This window comes from Acidovorax soli, assembly GCF_014207955.1.
GTDB classification, from domain to species: Bacteria; Pseudomonadota; Gammaproteobacteria; order Burkholderiales; family Burkholderiaceae_C; genus Acidovorax; species Acidovorax soli_A.
On the sequence record NZ_JACHLK010000003.1, the window covers coordinates 509,184 to 525,607 of the forward strand.

General features: G+C 64.2%; 18 protein-coding genes and 1 tRNA gene. 11 read left to right on the forward strand and 8 right to left on the reverse strand.

Annotated elements, in window-relative coordinates; genetic code table 11:
• Positions 1-7: 7 nt before the first annotated feature.
• Complete coding sequence (locus tag HNP48_RS11020) at positions 8-1,045, reverse strand: response regulator (RefSeq protein WP_184856953.1); 1,038 nt, start codon at positions 1,043-1,045, stop codon at positions 8-10.
• Positions 1,042-4,644: an ATP-binding protein gene (locus tag HNP48_RS11025; protein ID WP_184856954.1), complete on the reverse strand. Its 3,603-nt coding sequence runs from the start codon at positions 4,642-4,644 to the stop codon at positions 1,042-1,044. The genes HNP48_RS11020 and HNP48_RS11025 overlap by 4 nt, the downstream gene beginning before the upstream one ends.
• Before the next feature lie 198 nt (positions 4,645-4,842).
• Between HNP48_RS11025 and HNP48_RS11030 the strand changes: the two genes are divergently transcribed.
• From HNP48_RS11030 to HNP48_RS11070, 9 genes are all read left to right on the forward strand, one after another.
• A complete protein-coding gene (locus HNP48_RS11030) occupies positions 4,843-5,145 on the forward strand; it encodes an urease subunit gamma (RefSeq protein WP_108626693.1) in 303 nt (100 codons plus the stop codon).
• Positions 5,146-5,169: 24 nt separating this feature from the next.
• Complete coding sequence (locus HNP48_RS11035; RefSeq protein ID WP_184856955.1) at positions 5,170-5,766, forward strand: HupE/UreJ family protein; 597 nt, start codon at positions 5,170-5,172, stop codon at positions 5,764-5,766.
• Between the two features lie 186 nt (positions 5,767-5,952).
• The gene (locus HNP48_RS11040) at positions 5,953-6,258 is read left to right on the forward strand and encodes an urease subunit beta (RefSeq protein WP_184856956.1); all 306 of its coding nucleotides are present in this window, start codon (positions 5,953-5,955) and stop codon (positions 6,256-6,258) included.
• Positions 6,259-6,341: 83 nt separating this feature from the next.
• Positions 6,342-8,060 (forward strand): urease subunit alpha, encoded by a 1,719-nt coding sequence (ureC, locus tag HNP48_RS11045; RefSeq protein WP_184856957.1) that lies wholly within the window; start codon positions 6,342-6,344, stop codon positions 8,058-8,060.
• A 24-nt stretch (positions 8,061-8,084) separates the two neighbouring features.
• On the forward strand, positions 8,085-8,729 hold the full coding sequence (locus HNP48_RS11050; RefSeq protein WP_184856958.1) for a LysE family translocator: 645 nt from the start codon (positions 8,085-8,087) through the stop codon (positions 8,727-8,729).
• Between the two features lie 31 nt (positions 8,730-8,760).
• A complete protein-coding gene (ureE, locus tag HNP48_RS11055) occupies positions 8,761-9,426 on the forward strand; it encodes an urease accessory protein UreE (protein ID WP_184856959.1) in 666 nt (221 codons plus the stop codon).
• Positions 9,427-9,453: 27 nt separating this feature from the next.
• On the forward strand, positions 9,454-10,173 hold the full coding sequence (locus tag HNP48_RS11060) for an urease accessory protein UreF (RefSeq protein ID WP_409362544.1): 720 nt from the start codon (positions 9,454-9,456) through the stop codon (positions 10,171-10,173).
• Positions 10,170-10,853 (forward strand): urease accessory protein UreG, encoded by a 684-nt coding sequence (gene ureG / locus HNP48_RS11065; protein WP_184856960.1) that lies wholly within the window; start codon positions 10,170-10,172, stop codon positions 10,851-10,853. Before HNP48_RS11060 ends, ureG begins: the two co-directional genes overlap by 4 nt.
• 63 nt (positions 10,854-10,916) lie before the next feature.
• Positions 10,917-11,004, forward strand: a tRNA-Ser gene (locus HNP48_RS11070).
• A 127-nt stretch (positions 11,005-11,131) separates the two neighbouring features.
• On the opposite strand, the gene HNP48_RS11075 is transcribed toward HNP48_RS11070, so the two are convergent.
• The 6 genes from HNP48_RS11075 to HNP48_RS11100 form a co-directional block, all read right to left on the reverse strand.
• Entirely contained in the window at positions 11,132-11,341 is a 210-nt protein-coding gene (locus tag HNP48_RS11075; RefSeq protein ID WP_184856961.1) for a hypothetical protein, read from the reverse strand.
• A gap of 222 nt (positions 11,342-11,563) precedes the next feature.
• Positions 11,564-11,911, reverse strand: a complete 348-nt coding sequence (locus HNP48_RS11080) for a hypothetical protein (RefSeq protein ID WP_184856962.1) — start codon at positions 11,909-11,911, stop codon at positions 11,564-11,566.
• Positions 11,912-12,168: 257 nt separating this feature from the next.
• A complete protein-coding gene (locus HNP48_RS11085; protein ID WP_184856963.1) occupies positions 12,169-12,648 on the reverse strand; it encodes a hypothetical protein in 480 nt (159 codons plus the stop codon).
• On the reverse strand, positions 12,648-12,974 hold the full coding sequence (locus HNP48_RS11090) for a hypothetical protein (protein WP_184856964.1): 327 nt from the start codon (positions 12,972-12,974) through the stop codon (positions 12,648-12,650). The genes HNP48_RS11085 and HNP48_RS11090 overlap by 1 nt, the downstream gene beginning before the upstream one ends.
• Positions 12,971-13,519 (reverse strand): lysozyme, encoded by a 549-nt coding sequence (locus HNP48_RS11095; protein ID WP_184856965.1) that lies wholly within the window; start codon positions 13,517-13,519, stop codon positions 12,971-12,973. Before HNP48_RS11095 ends, HNP48_RS11090 begins: the two co-directional genes overlap by 4 nt.
• Positions 13,516-13,830, reverse strand: coding sequence for a hypothetical protein (locus HNP48_RS11100; RefSeq protein WP_184856966.1), 315 nt, complete (start codon positions 13,828-13,830; stop codon positions 13,516-13,518). The genes HNP48_RS11095 and HNP48_RS11100 overlap by 4 nt, the downstream gene beginning before the upstream one ends.
• 155 nt (positions 13,831-13,985) lie before the next feature.
• Between HNP48_RS11100 and HNP48_RS11105 the strand changes: the two genes are divergently transcribed.
• Together HNP48_RS11105 and HNP48_RS11110 are read left to right on the forward strand one after the other, a co-directional pair.
• A complete protein-coding gene (locus HNP48_RS11105) occupies positions 13,986-15,557 on the forward strand; it encodes an AAA family ATPase (RefSeq protein WP_184856967.1) in 1,572 nt (523 codons plus the stop codon).
• Positions 15,554-16,420 carry an HNH endonuclease gene (locus tag HNP48_RS11110; RefSeq protein ID WP_184856968.1) on the forward strand — a complete coding sequence of 289 codons (867 nt, stop codon included), beginning with the start codon at positions 15,554-15,556 and terminating at the stop codon, positions 16,418-16,420. Before HNP48_RS11105 ends, HNP48_RS11110 begins: the two co-directional genes overlap by 4 nt.
• The last annotated feature ends 4 nt before the right edge of the window (positions 16,421-16,424 follow it).

A 16,424-nucleotide genomic window follows, 5' to 3' on the forward strand; every position in this document is an offset into this window, starting at 1 on the left:
CGGCGCCTCACCCCTCGAACTGCGGGTGCAGTTGCCGGATGCGGTTCATCGCCATGCCGGCCGCGGCCGTGCGCGTCTCCACCCCAAGCTTGGCGAACACGCGCTCCAGGTGCTTCTTGACCGTGGCCGGGCTGGCGCCCAGGATGTCGCCGATGTCGCGGTTGATCTTGCCCTTGACCACCCAGTAGAGCACCTCGGCCTCGCGCGCGGTGAGCTTGAAGGACAGGCTCATGGATTCGATGATCTTGGCGTCCGAGACCTCGCGCATCACGATCAGCCAGTCTCCGCCGCCCTCGCTGTCGCCGGCCTGCTGGTGCAGCCGAAAGGTCAGGCGGCGTGCGCCCTGGTCGATGGCCAGGCGCGGCGGCTCGGCCTGGGCCTGGGCCAGCAGCTCGGCCGCGTTGTCCAGCAGCACATGGCGGCGCAGCCAGGCCTGCACGGGCTCGGGCGCCCAGGGGCTGGCTTCGCCGAAATAGGCCTGCAGCAGCTCGCGCGCCAGCGGGGTCTGCCAGACGATGCGCCCGTCCAGCGCGCGCACGGTGATGCTGGCGTAGCCGAAAGCGTCGAGCGCGTTGCGCGCCTCGCGCGCCTGGCTGGCGTCGGCCCGGGCCTTGCGCGCCGCGCCCAGGTGCACGCCCATGCGTGCCATCACCTCGCGCGGCTTGATGGGCTTGGTCACATAGTCCACGCCACCGGCCTCCAGCGCGGCCACCAGGTGCTCGGTCTCGGTCAGCCCGGTCATGAAGATGATGGGAATGTGCGCGGTCTGGGGTGATGCCTTCAGGCGCCGCGCCACTTCGAAGCCGTCCATGCCGGGCATCATGGCGTCGAGCAGCACGATGTCGGGCAGGGCCTGCGCGGCACGCTGCAGCGCGGCCTCGCCGTGCATGGCCACGAGCACGGTGTAGCCCGATTCGTCGAGCGCGTCGTGCAGCACGGCCAGGTTGTCGGGCACGTCGTCGACGATGAGCACCACATCGCTATCGCTGCGGTCCAGCGCAGCGCCGCCTGGTGCAGGCGGGTGGGAGGCGGCGGTGGTGGTCATGGCGGGGCTTGCTCCAGGATCTGGCCCATGGCATCGAACTGGAACTGCCGGGCCAGGCCCCGCATGGTATCGACGAAAGCGCCATGCACCGGCTGTTCGCGCTCGATCTCGTCCAGGGCGTTGAGGATGCCGCGGTAGTAACCCAGCGACACGGCCTGCGACAGGGCCGCGAGCGCGCCGGGGTGGGGGTAGCTGAACCCCTCGGCACCCGGCGCGGACGCGGGCGCTGGGGGCGCAGCTTCGGGTACGGCCTCGCCCAGCCACTGCAGCGCCAGGCGCCGCTCCAGCCAGTCGAGCAGCTCGCTGTGGCGCACGGGTTTGACGATGAAGTCCTCGGGGCGGATGTCCACGTCATTGTCCAGCGCCTTGTCGAAGGCATTGGCAGACACGATGGCGCAATGGAGTTCTGGCAGATTCATTTGCCGAACCCGCCGCAGCGTCTCCCACCCGTCGATGCCCGGCATGGCCAGATCCATGAAGAGGGCATGGGGGCGGTAGCCCGTGGCCAGCAGGTCCAGCGCGTCGTGGCCGCTGGCGGCCTGGCGCAGCTCGAAGCCCAGGGGTTCGAGCAACTGCACGAGCAGTTCGCGGTCGGCCTCCTCGTTGTCCACCACCAGGATACGGCGGCGCTCGCCGGCATAGCCCTTGCGCACACGCGGCGCCTGCAGGGCGGGTGCCGAAGCCTTGCCCAGCGCCTCGGCATGCACCTCGGGCAGGAAGAGCTTGACGTGGAACACCGAGCCCAGGCCGGGCTCGCTGGTCACGCTGAGCTCGCCGCCCATGAGGGCAGTGAGCATCTTGGCGATGGTCAGGCCCAGGCCCGCGCCGGGCGTGGCGGCCACGGCGGCGGCGCTGCCGCCGCGCGCAAAGGGCTCGAAGATGCGCTCGATCTCGTCGGCCGTGAGGCCGGGCCCCGTGTCCTGCACGTCGATGCGCGCGATCTCGCGGGCGTAGCGCACGCGCAGGGTCACGCGCCCCTGCGCGGTGAACTTGACGGCATTGCCGAGCAGGTTGATGAGAATCTGGCGCAGGCGCTTTTCGTCGGCGCGCACCACCTCGGGGATGGTGCCCTGCACGTCGAACTGGAAGGCCAGGCCCTTGGCCGCAGCCTGCAGCTCGAACAGGCTGGCCATCTCGTGCAGGCCATCGGCAAAGCGCATGGGCGTGACGTCCAGCGTGAGCTTGCCCGACTCGATGCGCGCGATGTCCAGCGTGCCCTCGATCAGCGACAGCAGGTGCTCGCCACCGCGGCGGATCACGTGCACGGCCTGCTTGCGGTGCGGCGGCACGCCGGTGTCCTCGCCCATGAGCTGGGCGTAGCCCAGGATGGAGTTGAGCGGCGTGCGGATCTCGTGGCTGATGGCGCTGATGTAGCGGCTCTTGGCCTGGTTGGCCTGGTCGGCCGCGCGCTTGGCCTCCTCGGCCACCTGGCGCGCCTGCTCGGCCACGCTGCGGGCGTTCTGCAGGGCCTCATCGGTCTGGCGGTGCAGCTCGATCTCGCGCACCAGCAGGCCGGTCTGGCGGTTCGATTCTTCCTGCGCGACCTGGCGGCTCTTGTGCGCCAGCACCAGCCACCAGGCCACGATGCCGGAGATGACCAGGAGCGCCAGGTAGGCCTTGAGCAGGCCCGAGCGCAGCGCCACCTCGGGCGCTGCCTGCACCTCGGTGTCGGTCAGGGCCTGGCCGATGGTGTTGAGCTCCTGGTGGTACAGCAGGCCCATGACGGAGGCCAGCAGCGGCGCTATCACCAGCATGAGCAGCAGGAAGTGGCCCAGGCCCGTGTCCAGGTAGCGCCAGATGGCGCGCGGCAGCACCCAGCGCAGGGCCGAGGACCATTGCACCGCCATGCTCGCGTGGGGCTTGCACAGGTCGCCGCAGCGGGCGTCCAGCGTGCAGCACAGCGAGCAGATACCGCCGCCGTAGGCGGGGCACTGCGCCATGTCGGGCGCCTCGTACTCGCGCTCGCAGATGACGCAGCGCTGCACCGAAAAGCGGGTGTAGGTGCCCAGGTCGGCCGCAACCTGGCCGCTCACCGGCCCGTGCATGGGCACGGCCGGCGGCTCGGGCTGGCGCGCGATGTAGTAGCGCCCGCGCGTGGCCCAGGCGATGAGCGGCGCGGTGGCAAAGGCCACCGCCATGGCGATCACGGCCGAGAAGGCCTGGGGCAACGGGCCGAAGAAGCCCAGGTGCGCGCTGATGGAGACCACCGAAGCCAGCGCCATGGAGCCCACGCCCACGGGGTTGATGTCGTACAGGTGGGCGCGCTTGAACTCGATGCCCTTGGGCGACAGGCCCAGCGGCTTGTTGATGACCAGGTCGGCCACCACCGACATGATCCAGGCGATGGCGATGTTGGAGTACAGGCCCAACACTTCGCCCATGGCGCGGAAGACGTTCATCTCCATCAGCATGAAGGCGATGAGGGTGTTGAACACCACCCACACCACGCGCCCCGGGTGGCTGTGGGTGAGGCGCGAGAAAAAGTTGGACCAGGCCAGCGAGCCCGCATAGGCATTGGTCACGTTGATCTTCATCTGCGAGACCACCACGAACAGCGCCGTGGCCGCCACCGCCCAGCCGTAGTGCGGGAACACGTATTCATAGGCCACCAGGTACATCTGGTTCGGGTCCACCGCACGGTCGGCCGGCACCATGTGGGTCAGGGCCAGGTAGGCCAGCAGCGCGCCGCCCAGCATCTTGAGCACGCCCAGCACCACCCAGCCCGGCCCGCCCACGAGCACGCCCAGCCACCAGCGCCCGCGCGTGGCCGGCGTGCGCGCAGGCATGAAACGCAGGTAGTCGGCCTGCTCGCCCATCTGCGTGATCAGCGCGATGCCCACGGTGAGCGCTGCACCAAACAAGGGCAATTGGAATGCTGCGCCCCGGCCGAACTCACCACCATAGTGCGCAATGCCCGCAAACGCACCAGGATCGTGCATCACCACGTAGGCAAAGGGCACGACCAGCATGACCAGCCACAGCGGCTGGCTCCAGACCTGCAGCCGGCTGATGGCCGAGACGCCGTGCGTGACCAGCGGAATCACCACAATGGCGCAGATCAGGTAGCCCCAGGTGGGCGGTATGTCGAGCGCCAGCTCCAGCGCATAGGCCATCACGGCCGCCTCCAGCGCGAAGAAGATGAAGGTGAAGGAGGCGTAGATCAGCGAGGTGAGCGTGGAGCCGATGTAGCCGAAGCCCGCACCGCGCGTGAGCAGGTCCATGTCCACCCCGTAGCGCGCGGCGTACACGCTGATGGGCAGGCCCGCGAGGAAGATGATGAGCCCCGTGGCCACGATGGCCCAGAAGGCGTTGATGAAGCCGTACTGCACCAGCAGCGTGGCGCCCACGGCTTCCAGGATCAAAAACGAGGCCGCGCCGAAGGCCGTGTTGGCCACGCGCCATTCGGACCACTTGCGAAAGCGCTGGGGCGTGTAGCGCAGCGCGTAGTCTTCCATGGTCTCGGTGGCCACCCAGCTGTTGTAGTCGCGCCGGACCTTGACGACCTGCTGCGGGGCATCCGAAGCCGCGTCCATGTCCACGCCACCCCGGGCGGGAGCACCCGCGTCGGGCGGGGCGATGGCGGCGGTGGAGGGGGGCATGGGCATCAGGGGGCGGGGCGACAGTCCCCGTGGTGGTGCAGTTTCCATGCCACGGCCGGGGCATGGATGCGCCAATCGACGTATGGCCGGCACGCCGCTTGCTCACTATGATGGTGCAGACCAGGGCGACCCGCGCCTGCGCGCGCGGCCACCCGGACCACCCGGGCCGCCCTCCCCGATCACCCCACCGCCAAGACCATGGAACTCACCCCCCGCGAAAAAGACAAGCTGCTGATCTTCACGGCGGCCCTGCTGGCCGAGCGCCGCAAGGCCCGGGGCCTGAAACTCAACTACCCCGAGGCCATGGCCCTGATCAGCGCCGCCGTGATGGAAGGTGCGCGCGACGGCAAGACCGTGGCCCAGCTCATGAGCGAGGGGCGCACCGTGCTCACGCGCGCCGATGTGATGGAGGGCATCCCCGAGATGATCCCCGACATCCAGGTCGAAGCCACCTTCCCGGACGGCACCAAGCTCGTGACCGTGCACCAACCCATCGTCTGAATTTTCTTCCTGGAGACCCCATCCATGCGCGCATCCCGCACCCTTGCCTTCCTCGCCCTGGCCACGCTGGCCGCGGCCGCCAGTGCCCACACCGATGGCGTGGCGCACACGCACCATGATTTCTTCAGCGGTTTGACCCACCCCCTGTTCGGGCTGGACCACCTGGCCGCCATGGTGGCCGTGGGCCTGTGGAGCGCCCTGTCGGCACGCCGCGCCGGGCCCGAGCTGCTCTGGGGCCCCGTGGGCTTCGCCAGCCTGCTGATGGTGGGCGCGGTGATGGGCCTGCAGGGCATCGCCGTGCCAGCCGTGGAGCCCATGATCGCCGCCTCGCTGCTGGCCACGGGCCTGCTGGTGGCCTCGCGCCTGCATGTGCCCGGCATCGTCGCAGCGCTGGGCGTGGGCGTGTTCGCGCTGTTCCACGGCCTGGCCCACGGCTACGAACTGGCCGGCAGCGACAGCGCCTGGCAGACCCTGGCCGGCATGCTGTGCGCCACGGTGCTGCTGCACTGCGCGGGCCTGGCCGCAGGCTGGGCGCTGCGCAACCGCACGGTATGGGTGACCCGCGCAGCCGGTGCCGGCGTGGCCGCCCTCGGCGGCGCCATGCTCATGCAGCTCGCCTGAAATGGACTACCCCCTGAGTCGCTTCGCGCCTTCCCCCTGGAAGGGGGACGCCGCCAGCGCGGCGGGGGCGGCCCTTGCGCGGCGGCCCTGGCCTACGCAGTGCCAGTTCTGCGGGCGACACACTTTGCGAGCGACATGGAAAGTGCAACGCCCCTCAATAGCCACCTTTCTTGAGAGAACTCCACCATGATCCCAGGCGAACTGTTGATCGACGCGGGCGAGCATGCCCTGAACCCCGGGCGCCGCACGCTGACGCTGGTGGTGCGCAATACGGCCGACCGGCCCATCCAGGTGGGCTCGCACTACCACTTTGCCGAGACCAATGGCGCGCTGGGCTTCGACCGCGAGGCCGCGCGCGGCATGCGGCTGAACATCGCCTCGGGCACGGCCGTGCGCTTCGAGCCCGGGCAGGAGCGCACCGTGGAGCTGGTGGACTATGCGGGCGACCGCACGGTGTACGGCTTTCGCGGCCTGGTGCAGGGCGCGCTGTGATGCGGCGCCCTGCCCTTTTTTCTTCTTCCCCCATCGCTATCCCTTCGAGCCCCGTGCCGGGCACCAGCAAAAGGTTTTGAACCATGGCAACCATTGGACGACGCGCCTATGCGGAGATGTTCGGCCCCACCGTGGGCGACCGCGTGCGCCTGGCCGACACCGGCCTGATCGCCGAGGTGGAGGCGGACTACACCCTGCGCGCCGGCGGCTACGGTGAAGAAGTCAAGTTCGGCGGCGGCAAGACCATCCGCGACGGCATGGCGCAGAGCCAGCGCACGCGCGATGCGGGCGCCGTGGACACGGTGCTGACCAATGCCCTTGTGATCGACCACTCGGGCATCTACAAGGCCGACATCGGCCTCAAGGGTGGGCGCATCGTGGCCATCGGCAAGGCCGGCAACCCCGATACGCAAAGCGGCGTGGACATCATCATCGGTGCGGGCACCGAGGTCATCAGCTGCGAGGGCAACATCGTCACCGCGGGCGGCATCGACAGCCATATCCACTTCATCTGCCCGCAGCAGATCGAAGAGGCCCTGGCCTCGGGCGTGACCACCATGCTGGGCGGCGGCACGGGCCCGGCCACGGGCACGCTGGCCACCACCAGCACCTCGGGCAGCTGGAACATGGAGCGCATGCTGCAGGCGGCCGACGCCTTCCCCATGAACCTGGGCTTTCTGGGCAAGGGCAATGCCAGCCTGCCGGGGCCGCTGCGCGAGCAGATCGAGGCCGGCGCCATTGGCCTGAAGCTGCACGAGGACTGGGGCACCACGCCCGCGGCCATCAGCAACTGCCTGGACGTGGCCGAAGAGACGGACACCCAGGTCGCCATCCACAGCGATACGCTCAACGAATCGGGCTTTGTCGAGAACACCATTGCCGCCGTGGGCGGGCGCGGTATCTGCGCCTTCCACACCGAGGGTGCGGGCGGCGGCCATGCGCCGGACATTTTGCGCGTGGTGGGCGAAGCGAATTTTCTGCCGTCTTCCACCAACCCCACCATGCCCTACACGGTGAACACGCTGGACGAGCATGTGGACATGCTCATGGTGTGCCACCACCTGGATGCCGGCATTGCCGAGGACCTGGCCTTTGCCGAAAGCCGCATCCGCAAGGAGACCATTGCGGCCGAAGACATCCTGCACGACCTGGGCGCCATCAGCATGATGAGCAGCGACAGCCAGGCCATGGGCCGGGTGGGCGAGGTGATCCTGCGCACCTGGCAGACGGCGCACAAGATGAAGGCCCAGCGCGGCACGCTGGACGGCGACAGCGCACGCAACGACAACACGCGCATCAAGCGCTATGTGGCCAAGTACACCATCAACCCGGCCATCGCGCACGGCATCAGCCAAGAGGTGGGCTCCATCGAAGTCGGCAAGTGGGCCGACCTGGTAATCTGGAAGCCGGCCTTCTTCGGCGTGAAGCCGGCCCTCATCCTCAAGGGCGGCTTCATCGCCATGGCGGCCATGGGCGATCCGAACGCCTCCATCCCCACGCCGCAGCCCGTGCACTACCGGCCCATGTTCGGTGCCTTCGGCGGCGCCATTGCACGCGGCTCGCTGACCTTTGTCTCGCAGGCAGGGCTCAACGCTGGCATTGGCGAGCGCTTTGGCTTGGCCAAGACGCTCAGCGCGGTGCGCAACATCCGCGGCGTGCGCAAGGAGCACATGGTGCACAACAGCTACACCCCGCGCATGGAGGTGGACGCACAGACCTACACCGTGCGCGCCGACGGCCAGTTGCTCACCTGCGAGCCCGCCACCGAGCTGCCCATGGCGCAGCGATACTTCCTGTTCTGACAGACGCCTGAACCAGGAGCCCCCATGCTGCCCGAAACCCACTTGCTCCTCGCCTTTGCCGGCGCCAGCCTGGTGCTGGCGCTCACGCCTGGCCCAGCGGTCGTCTACATCGTGGCACGCACGGTGGCGCAGGGGCGCGCCTGCGGCCTGGCATCGGTGCTGGGCGTGGCGCTGGGCAACCTGGGCAATGCCATTGGTGCAGCCTTGGGCCTGGCGGCGCTGTTCGCGGTGTCGTCGGCCGCCTTCACCGTGGTGAAGTGGGCAGGTGCTGCCTACCTGGTCTATCTGGGCCTGCGCATGTGGTTCGCACGCCCGGCCGAGGCCAGCAACGGCGGCGCGGCCGCTGCGCGCCAGCCTCTGGCCCGCGTGTTCCGCGACGGCTTTGTGGTGGCCCTGCTCAACCCCAAGACCAGCCTGTTTTTCGCCGCCTTTCTGCCGCAGTTCATGGACGCACAGGGCAGCGCGCTGGCGCAGACCCTGGCGCTGGGCTGCACCTTTGTGGCCATAGCAGCATGCACCGACCTGTTCTATGTGCTGGCCGCCAGCCTGGTTGCACCCCGCCTGGGCCAGGCCACGCGCCATGCGGTGTGGGGCAACCGGCTGGCCGGCACCTCCTTCATCGGCCTGGGCGTGCTCACGGCCATGGGCTCGCGCCCGACCACGCGCTGAGCCCGCTTTCTTATCTACCGTTTTCGTACCCATGATTTCCGTTGGAAAAATCCTTGCGCAAGGCCATGGCCTGGCGCCCGTGTTGCTCAAGCGCGCCGCCACCGTTGAACTCGACTGGGACGTGCGCCAGAAAAGCCGCTTCTCGGCCACCGACTCCAGCGGCCGCACGCTGGGCGTGTTCCTGCCGCGCGGCACCGTGGTGCGCGGCGGCGACGTGCTGGTGGCCGAAGACGGCTCGCTGGTGCGCGTGCTCGCGGCGCCGCAGGCGGTGCTGCACATCACCCACTGCCCGCAGCACGGCACGCCGTTCGACCTGGTGCGCGCCGCCTACCACCTGGGCAACCGGCACGTGCCCATCGAGCTGCAGCCCGATCACCTGAAGATCGAGCCCGACCATGTGCTGGCCGACATGCTGCGCGCCATGCACCTGATCGTGCAGGCCCGCGATATGGCCTTCGAGCCCGAAGGCGGCGCCTATGCAGCCGGGCATGGCGGCGGCCACGGCCACCACCATGGCCACGAGCACCACCACGATGACCACGGGCACGGCCATTCCCATGGCGGCCACAGCCACAGCCACAGCCACAGCCACAGCCACGACCACGACCATGACCACGATCACGATCACGATCACGATCACGGGCATTCGCACGATGACCATGGGCACGGCGACCACGGCCACACGCATGCGCACTGACGGCGCTGCACCCGGGCACTGCCAGCCATGATGATGCGCGAGCCCCCGGCCCCGGCGGTCCTGCCCGCGGCCAGCCTGCTGCAGCTGATCTGGCTGGCATCGCCCGCGCTGCCCGTGGGCGGGTTCTCGTATTCCGAAGGGCTGGAGAGCGCCATCGAAAGCGCTGGCGTCGGCTCCGAGGCCGCCGTGGCTGCCTGGCTGCTGGACCAGTTGCACATCACCCAGGCGCGCGGCGACCTGGCCGTGGTGGCCCAGGCCGTGGGTGCCTGGCGCCAGGGCGACATGGCGCATGTGAAAAGCCTCAACGACTGGGTGCTGCACACGCGCGAGACCAGCGAGTTGCGCCTGCAGACCGAGCAGATGGGCCGCTCGCTCGCCGACTGGCTGCGCAACCAGTACCAGGGCGATGCGGCGCGCATGCCCGCCGTGCAGGCCCTGGCCGCGCTGCCGCCCACCTACCCCGTGGCCTTTGCACTGGCCGCGTCAGGCACCGAGGCATCGGTCTACGACGTGCTGCTGGCCTTTGCCTTTGGCTGGGCCGAGAACATGGTGCAGGCCGCGCTCAAGTCCATGGCGCTGGGCCAGAGCGCGGGCCAGCGCATCCTGGCCAAGCTCGCCCAGGCCATCCCCGAAGCCGCCACGTATGCACTGGCCTTGCCCGATGGCGAGCGCCAGGCCTTTTCGCCCATGCTGGCCATTCTCTCGGCCCGGCACGAAACCCAATACTCACGCCTTTTCAGATCATGACGACGACCACCACGACCAGCCCTCTGCACCACGTCCCGAACCGCACCAAGCACCTGCCGCCGCTGCGCGTGGGCATCGGCGGCCCCGTGGGCTCGGGCAAGACCACCCTGCTCGAAATGCTGTGCAAGGCCATGCGCGACGACTACGACCTGATCGCCATCACCAACGACATCTACACCAAGGAAGACCAGCGCCTCTTGACGGTGAGCGGCGCCCTGCCGGCCGAGCGCATCCTGGGCGTGGAGACCGGCGGCTGCCCACACACGGCCATCCGCGAAGACGCATCGATCAACCTCGAAGCCATCGACCGCATGCTGGGCCAGTTCCCGAATGCCGACGTGGTGTTTGTCGAAAGCGGCGGCGACAACCTGGCCGCCACCTTCAGCCCCGAGCTGTCGGACCTGACCATCTACGTGATCGACGTGGCCGCGGGCGAAAAAATCCCGCGCAAGGGCGGCCCCGGCATCACCAAGAGCGATTTGTTCATCATCAACAAGACCGACCTGGCCCCGCACGTGGGCGCCAATTTGGACATCATGGAATCGGACACCGTGCGCATGCGCACCACGCCCCAGGGCCTGCGCCCCTTCGTGATGACCAACCTCAAGACCCTGGCGGGCCTGAGCGAAGTGGTGCGCTTCATCGAGACCAAGGGGATGCTGACCAAGGCGGGGGCCTGAACTGAGCACGCCGACCGGCCCGGCCGGTTATTTCCGTGGTCTAGAATACGCGCCTTCCCTCCCGGAGACTTGGGTGAGCGGTTTAAACCAGCAGTCTTGAAAACTGCCGACGGGCAACCGTCCGTGAGTTCGAATCTCACAGTCTCCGCCAAATGTCCTTACAAATCAAGGACTTACAAGAGGGGATCGGACCATGCCCACATTCATGCCCACATAAAAAAGGGCTTTTGAACTGCTGCCGCATCTTTGCGGGACCATATCCCCGCCCCCAGGCTCCATCAAAACGGCACGTCTGCCGGTGAGATCTCGACCGGGCCAATCCCATCATAGATCAGCGCTCCCGAGGCGATGATGCGCACGGTCGAGCGCTGCCCGGCATGCTCAACACGATATTCGCCCGCTGTGAACAACAGCAGGGTTTCATCCGGTGGGCCGCCATACCAAGTGGGGGTGCGAAGAACAGCGTTGGGTTCGAGTATCGAGGACATAGCAGACTTCAAAATGGGGCGGAAGATTGGAAGAGATGCACCGGGCCAGGCCCCAGGTACACGGTGCACCCCGTTGAAAGTTCACGCACTCGCCAGATGAATTCCCCTGCCTCGATGGCGTAGCAGTCCACCGGCAAAGGCAACGCCTCTTCCAATGGCCACCAGACCCGGCCGCGCGGTTTGGCGCGTGGCAGTGGCGGCATGCGCAGAAGTGTGGGCCGGCTATCCCGCATAGCGGTAGGGCTCGTAGGGGTCTTCGATCAGGTTGTCGAGTTCCCGGCTGTAGGGGTCGCCCGGATCAAGGCACACCTTGTCCAGCAGCGGCAGCGCATGTGACGGGTCAATCGCGCAGAGCCATGACTGCTTCCACAGGCTGGGCTTGGCCTTGGTATTGGTCCGCCCGCCCTCTTCCGTGCCGACGATATGGCACACCCCATCGATCTGCGACAGCCGCGCCCGATACAGGGGCAAGATCAGGCCCTTGCCCCCTTGCTTGTCCAAAAGATGCGCCTCCCAGCGCTTGCCGTAGTCGTCCGTTGGCGTGCGCCTGTAGTGCAGCCAGCCGTACACGTGCTTGCGCAGATTTGGGTCTGTGCCTGCAACGCGGTGGCCGCCGGATCTCATCCTGAAAACGTATAAAAACACTGGATGAATTTACAGTGTTTTCAGATACCCGTGGGTTACTTTTCCACGACCGAAGGCGGGGCGACCACTGGGATTGCGTCAGCAGCTACGCTTTTGCGAGCATGAAATTCCGACTGCGGTTGAAGGTTTTGCCAAAGAATAAGCCCGCACAGGGCGGGCTACAAAGGTGATGGACAAGGAGTTCAATCGCTGATGCCGGCATCCGGCGGATCCGGGATCACAGGCCAGGCTTCGCGATGGGTGCGGACATCACTTGCGTGGCCTGTAGCCTTTGATGCCAGGTCTGCATATGCCGCGCGGCAGTCGTCGTGTACGGCTCCGAGGGCAGCGGCGTACTCAAGGACGGCGGCGGGGGGAGCGGTGGCAAGGCGGCGGCCGGCTTCGGCGGATTGCTCGCGCAGGCCGTCAGAAACACGGTACAGGTGGTCAAGCTCAGTGCGCAAAAGCGCTTCGCGTGCGATGGACGCATTCAATGCTCCCTGGTAGGTGGTGGTGATGGCGCGCTCAGCCTTAGTGGATGCGGCCATGACCTGCGCCAGGCTCGTTGCGTGATCAGCCTTGAGCGTCGAAAGCTGACCGCCCATGCGCCACTCCTGCACCTGCCAGGCGCCCGTGGCAGCGATGGCCGCGCCGACGATCAGCGCAATGGCGTGCGTGTACATCACTGCCATTTCCCGCAAATCGGGCGGCCGTCAAACCAGCGGTTGCAATGCACAACCTGGACCCAGCGGTCGCCATCCTTGCGCCAAATCGTGAGCTGCAGATCCGCCATATCGGCTTCGGACAGCTCGCCGCGCAGTAGCTGGGTGGCCTGGCCAGGTGTCGTCTTGCAGCGGTCAAAGCACAGATGCGGTTGCACCCAGCCGTCCCATCCACGGAAGGCCAGGCTGACGCCCGGCAGTGTGAAGGCCGTGGCCTGGTACTCCACAGGCTCAGCGGTCGCAGGAGCGGTCATGAAGACCATGCCCAGAATGGTTTCAACAATCACTGCAAGTCCTCCCGGCATAGCTTGCGTTCGGCCTGCCTGCGGTTCTGGAGGCCCTGATAGAAGACGCCCCCCGCGTAGGACCAGTTGGGGGTACCGTCGTACCGGAGCGCCAGCAGGTTGCAGCCCTGCTCAATTCGACCGGCGTTGATCTGCTGAAAGGGCTGGGAGCCGCACGCTGCGGCCTTGCCCACGTTGACCGCAAACATGGTCAAGCCAATGAGGCGCGTCGCCGTGAGGTAGTCCCAGTTCACGCAGCCAAGGACGGCGTAGCCGTACTCCAGCAACGTGACCTTGTTCACCTCCCTGCACTGGTCATCGGTCAGCTTGGTGCCAATGACCTCCGGAGGGTCCGTGCGGCCGGCGCAGTAGGTGGGAATCCCGCCTGCCAGGTGGTCGGCATACACCTGCTTGACGTTGCCCTCCAGGCGCTCCAGCGTGCCGTAGGCGAGCGGGCTGGTCAGCGCTGCCAAAAGGACCGCCGGAATGGCACCTTTGCGCGCCACTGCAGCGGGAATGCGGGGCAAGCTCGGGAGCTTGAGGGTCATTCGTCGGCCCCCAGCGAACCGAGGTCCGTTTCCACGGGGCGCCCCCGGCGCCGGTCTTCCTGGCGCTCTTGGTCGCGCCGGGCATCGCGGCGCCACTTCCACACCAGATAGGCCGCCTGCAAGGCCACGAATGCGATGGAGGCCAGCACCAGCAGATCGCTCAGTGGCAAGCCCACTGCGCCCGCGCTGCTGGCGGCAGCGGCACCTGGCGCAGATTGATAGGCTGCGGTGGCCAGGTCGTTCTTTTGCTCGGCGCTCAAGTGCTGGTGGATGCCCAGCAGAGCTAATAGGGATGCAAAACGTGTGTTCATTGCCCCGCATGTTTCCTCGAAGGGAGGCACTTAGCGAACACTACAAGTGCGCGTTGGACTGACCAGCCGCTACACGACCAATTTCAACTGGCCTCGCTAGAACTTTGCCGATAGACTGCGCCGATACTTCTTGTAGCAATCACCACAAAAAATTTATGCCAGCCCAATTGCGCATCGTCTTTGCCTCAAGCGCGGCAGTAAAGACTCCTAAACCAAGATCGCTCTTAGTCTTGACCATAGATAACTGGGATGATTTCTCTTTCAAAACAATGTTCTCGCTCACTGTTTATGATGAAGTAGGAGAATTAGTAGAGTGCGGCTCATTGAAAATAGGTTTCAAGGGGCAGGGCAAAGGCCGCACCTCCGAGCACTTGGAGTTGCCAGCTGAAACTCTACCTGACGGCTATTTTTCCTTAGGTCAAGACGTTGAATACTACAAAAATATTCGAGACAAACTCAGCCATTCATTTGGAAATTTAGTACTAGTTGCTCTTCGTGATGTAGTTTACAACCCAAACCTATTTGACGAAGTCTCCAAAGAAGATGTTTTTGACACCTCCCTAACCCGCGACATCAAATTTTCAAGCATTACCGGGCAATTTAAGCGCGTATTAGACGGAGGAATTCCCCTAACTGAGTTTAATTTCTCCTATCGCGACCCGGGTAGCCCAACAACAGCAAAAGTAAAGCTGTCATTTGAAGTTGTTCCGGAATCCACCCCTCCCACGAATGTGCACATTTTGATTGGTAGGAATGGAGTGGGAAAAACAACACTGCTTAACAACATGACTCGGGCTATTGTTTTAAAGGGAACTGCCGACGCAGGGCCGGGTAGATTTTACGCGAATGAATTTTTTGGGGAGGAAGATATTCCCGACGACTTTTTTAGTTCGGTAGTCTCAGTTTCATTCAGCGCTTTCGATCCGTTTAAGCCTCTAGAAGACAAACCAAATCGCAACGATGGTGTTGCATACTTCTATGTAGGAATGAAGAAAACCTCTTCTGTTGTGGAGTCCGTAACGCTCAAGTCACACAACAATTTGTGCAGAGACTTCATCGAAAGCCTAGTTGCTTGCTTTAGCGTAGATGCGAAAAAAACCAGATGGGTTGCAGCCATTAAGCGACTTGAATCGGATGACAATTTTGCAGATATGGATCTAGCCTCGCTTGCAAAAATTGATAATACGGAAGATGTCAGACTGAAAGCAAGAAAGCTATTTGTGCTGATGAGCTCTGGTCATGCAATCGTTTTACTAACTATGACCAGACTAGTTGAAACAGTGGATGAAAAAACTTTGGTATTAATGGATGAGCCCGAAAGCCATTTACACCCTCCTTTGCTATCTGCTTTTACCCGGGCCATATCTGACCTACTGACGAACCGCAATGGTGTAGCAATAGTCGCCACCCATTCCCCTGTTGTGGCTCAAGAAGTACCGCAGGCTTGCGTATGGACTATAGAAAGATCTAGAACTACAGCTCGGATCGAAAGGCCACAAATCGAAACGTTCGGGGAAAATGTGGGCGTCCTCACACAAGAGATTTTTGGATTGGAGGTAACCCGCTCGGGCTTTCATGACATGCTCCGACAAGCAGTCGAACGAGGCAAAAGTTTTAATGAGATTTTAGACGAATATCACGGGCAGTTGGGCTTTGAAGCGCAGGCGCTTGTACGCGGCATGATATCAAGCCACGCCAATACCGCGCAGCAGGAGGAAGACTTTTGAGAAACCTACCTCTGCCGACACTGAAAGCCGAGCGTCTTTTCGACGACTGCATCTCGGGCATAGCGAATGCTTCCACGAGGGCCGATTTTGCGGGCGCCAGAAAACAATTCAAGGATGCCGAGTCAAATTACTTAAACGCCGCATCCAATCACGTTCTTTATCAACTTCAACCAACGACTCAGAAAAATGAAGAGGTCATATATAACGGTCTCACAAAATCCCAAATAAAGAGTCTTTATTCAGAGCATATGGTGCCAGACTCCAAAGTCGCGCGCCAACACTATGATTCGCTCGTCATGAGCGCGCCGTATCGCAAATGCCCTTTTTGCGGCTTTGGCAGGGCTACTACCCTTGACCATTATTTGGGAAAATCAGAATACCCGTGGCTTTCTATTGTCCCCATAAATCTTATTCCAGCTTGCAAAGATTGCAACCATGGCAAGGGGACCGCCCGCGCTCGCACTGCGGCCAACCAGACCATTCATCCATACTTCGAAAGCCCGGAGCTATCTAGTTCCCAATGGCTCTTCGCTTCAGTTATAGAGACTACTCCCCTGTCGATAGACTATAAAGTCGTACCACCAGCCCACTGGGATGTCCCGTTCAGCAAACGTGTCGTAAAGCATTTCGAGGATTTCGATCTGAAAGTTAGATTTGCTATCGAATCTGCTCCCGTGCTAGCGTCTCTGAGAGGGACGTTGACGAAACTCCAGGCTAAGTCAGGACGAACTGCTGTCAAGGACCACCTATCTGTAGTTGCCGAAGGGGAAGAACAACTTTACCTAAACTCTTGGAAGACTGCACTGTACCAAGCGCTCGCGCAGAATGATTGGTACATTGACGGCGGCTTTTCTATGGAATAAAGAT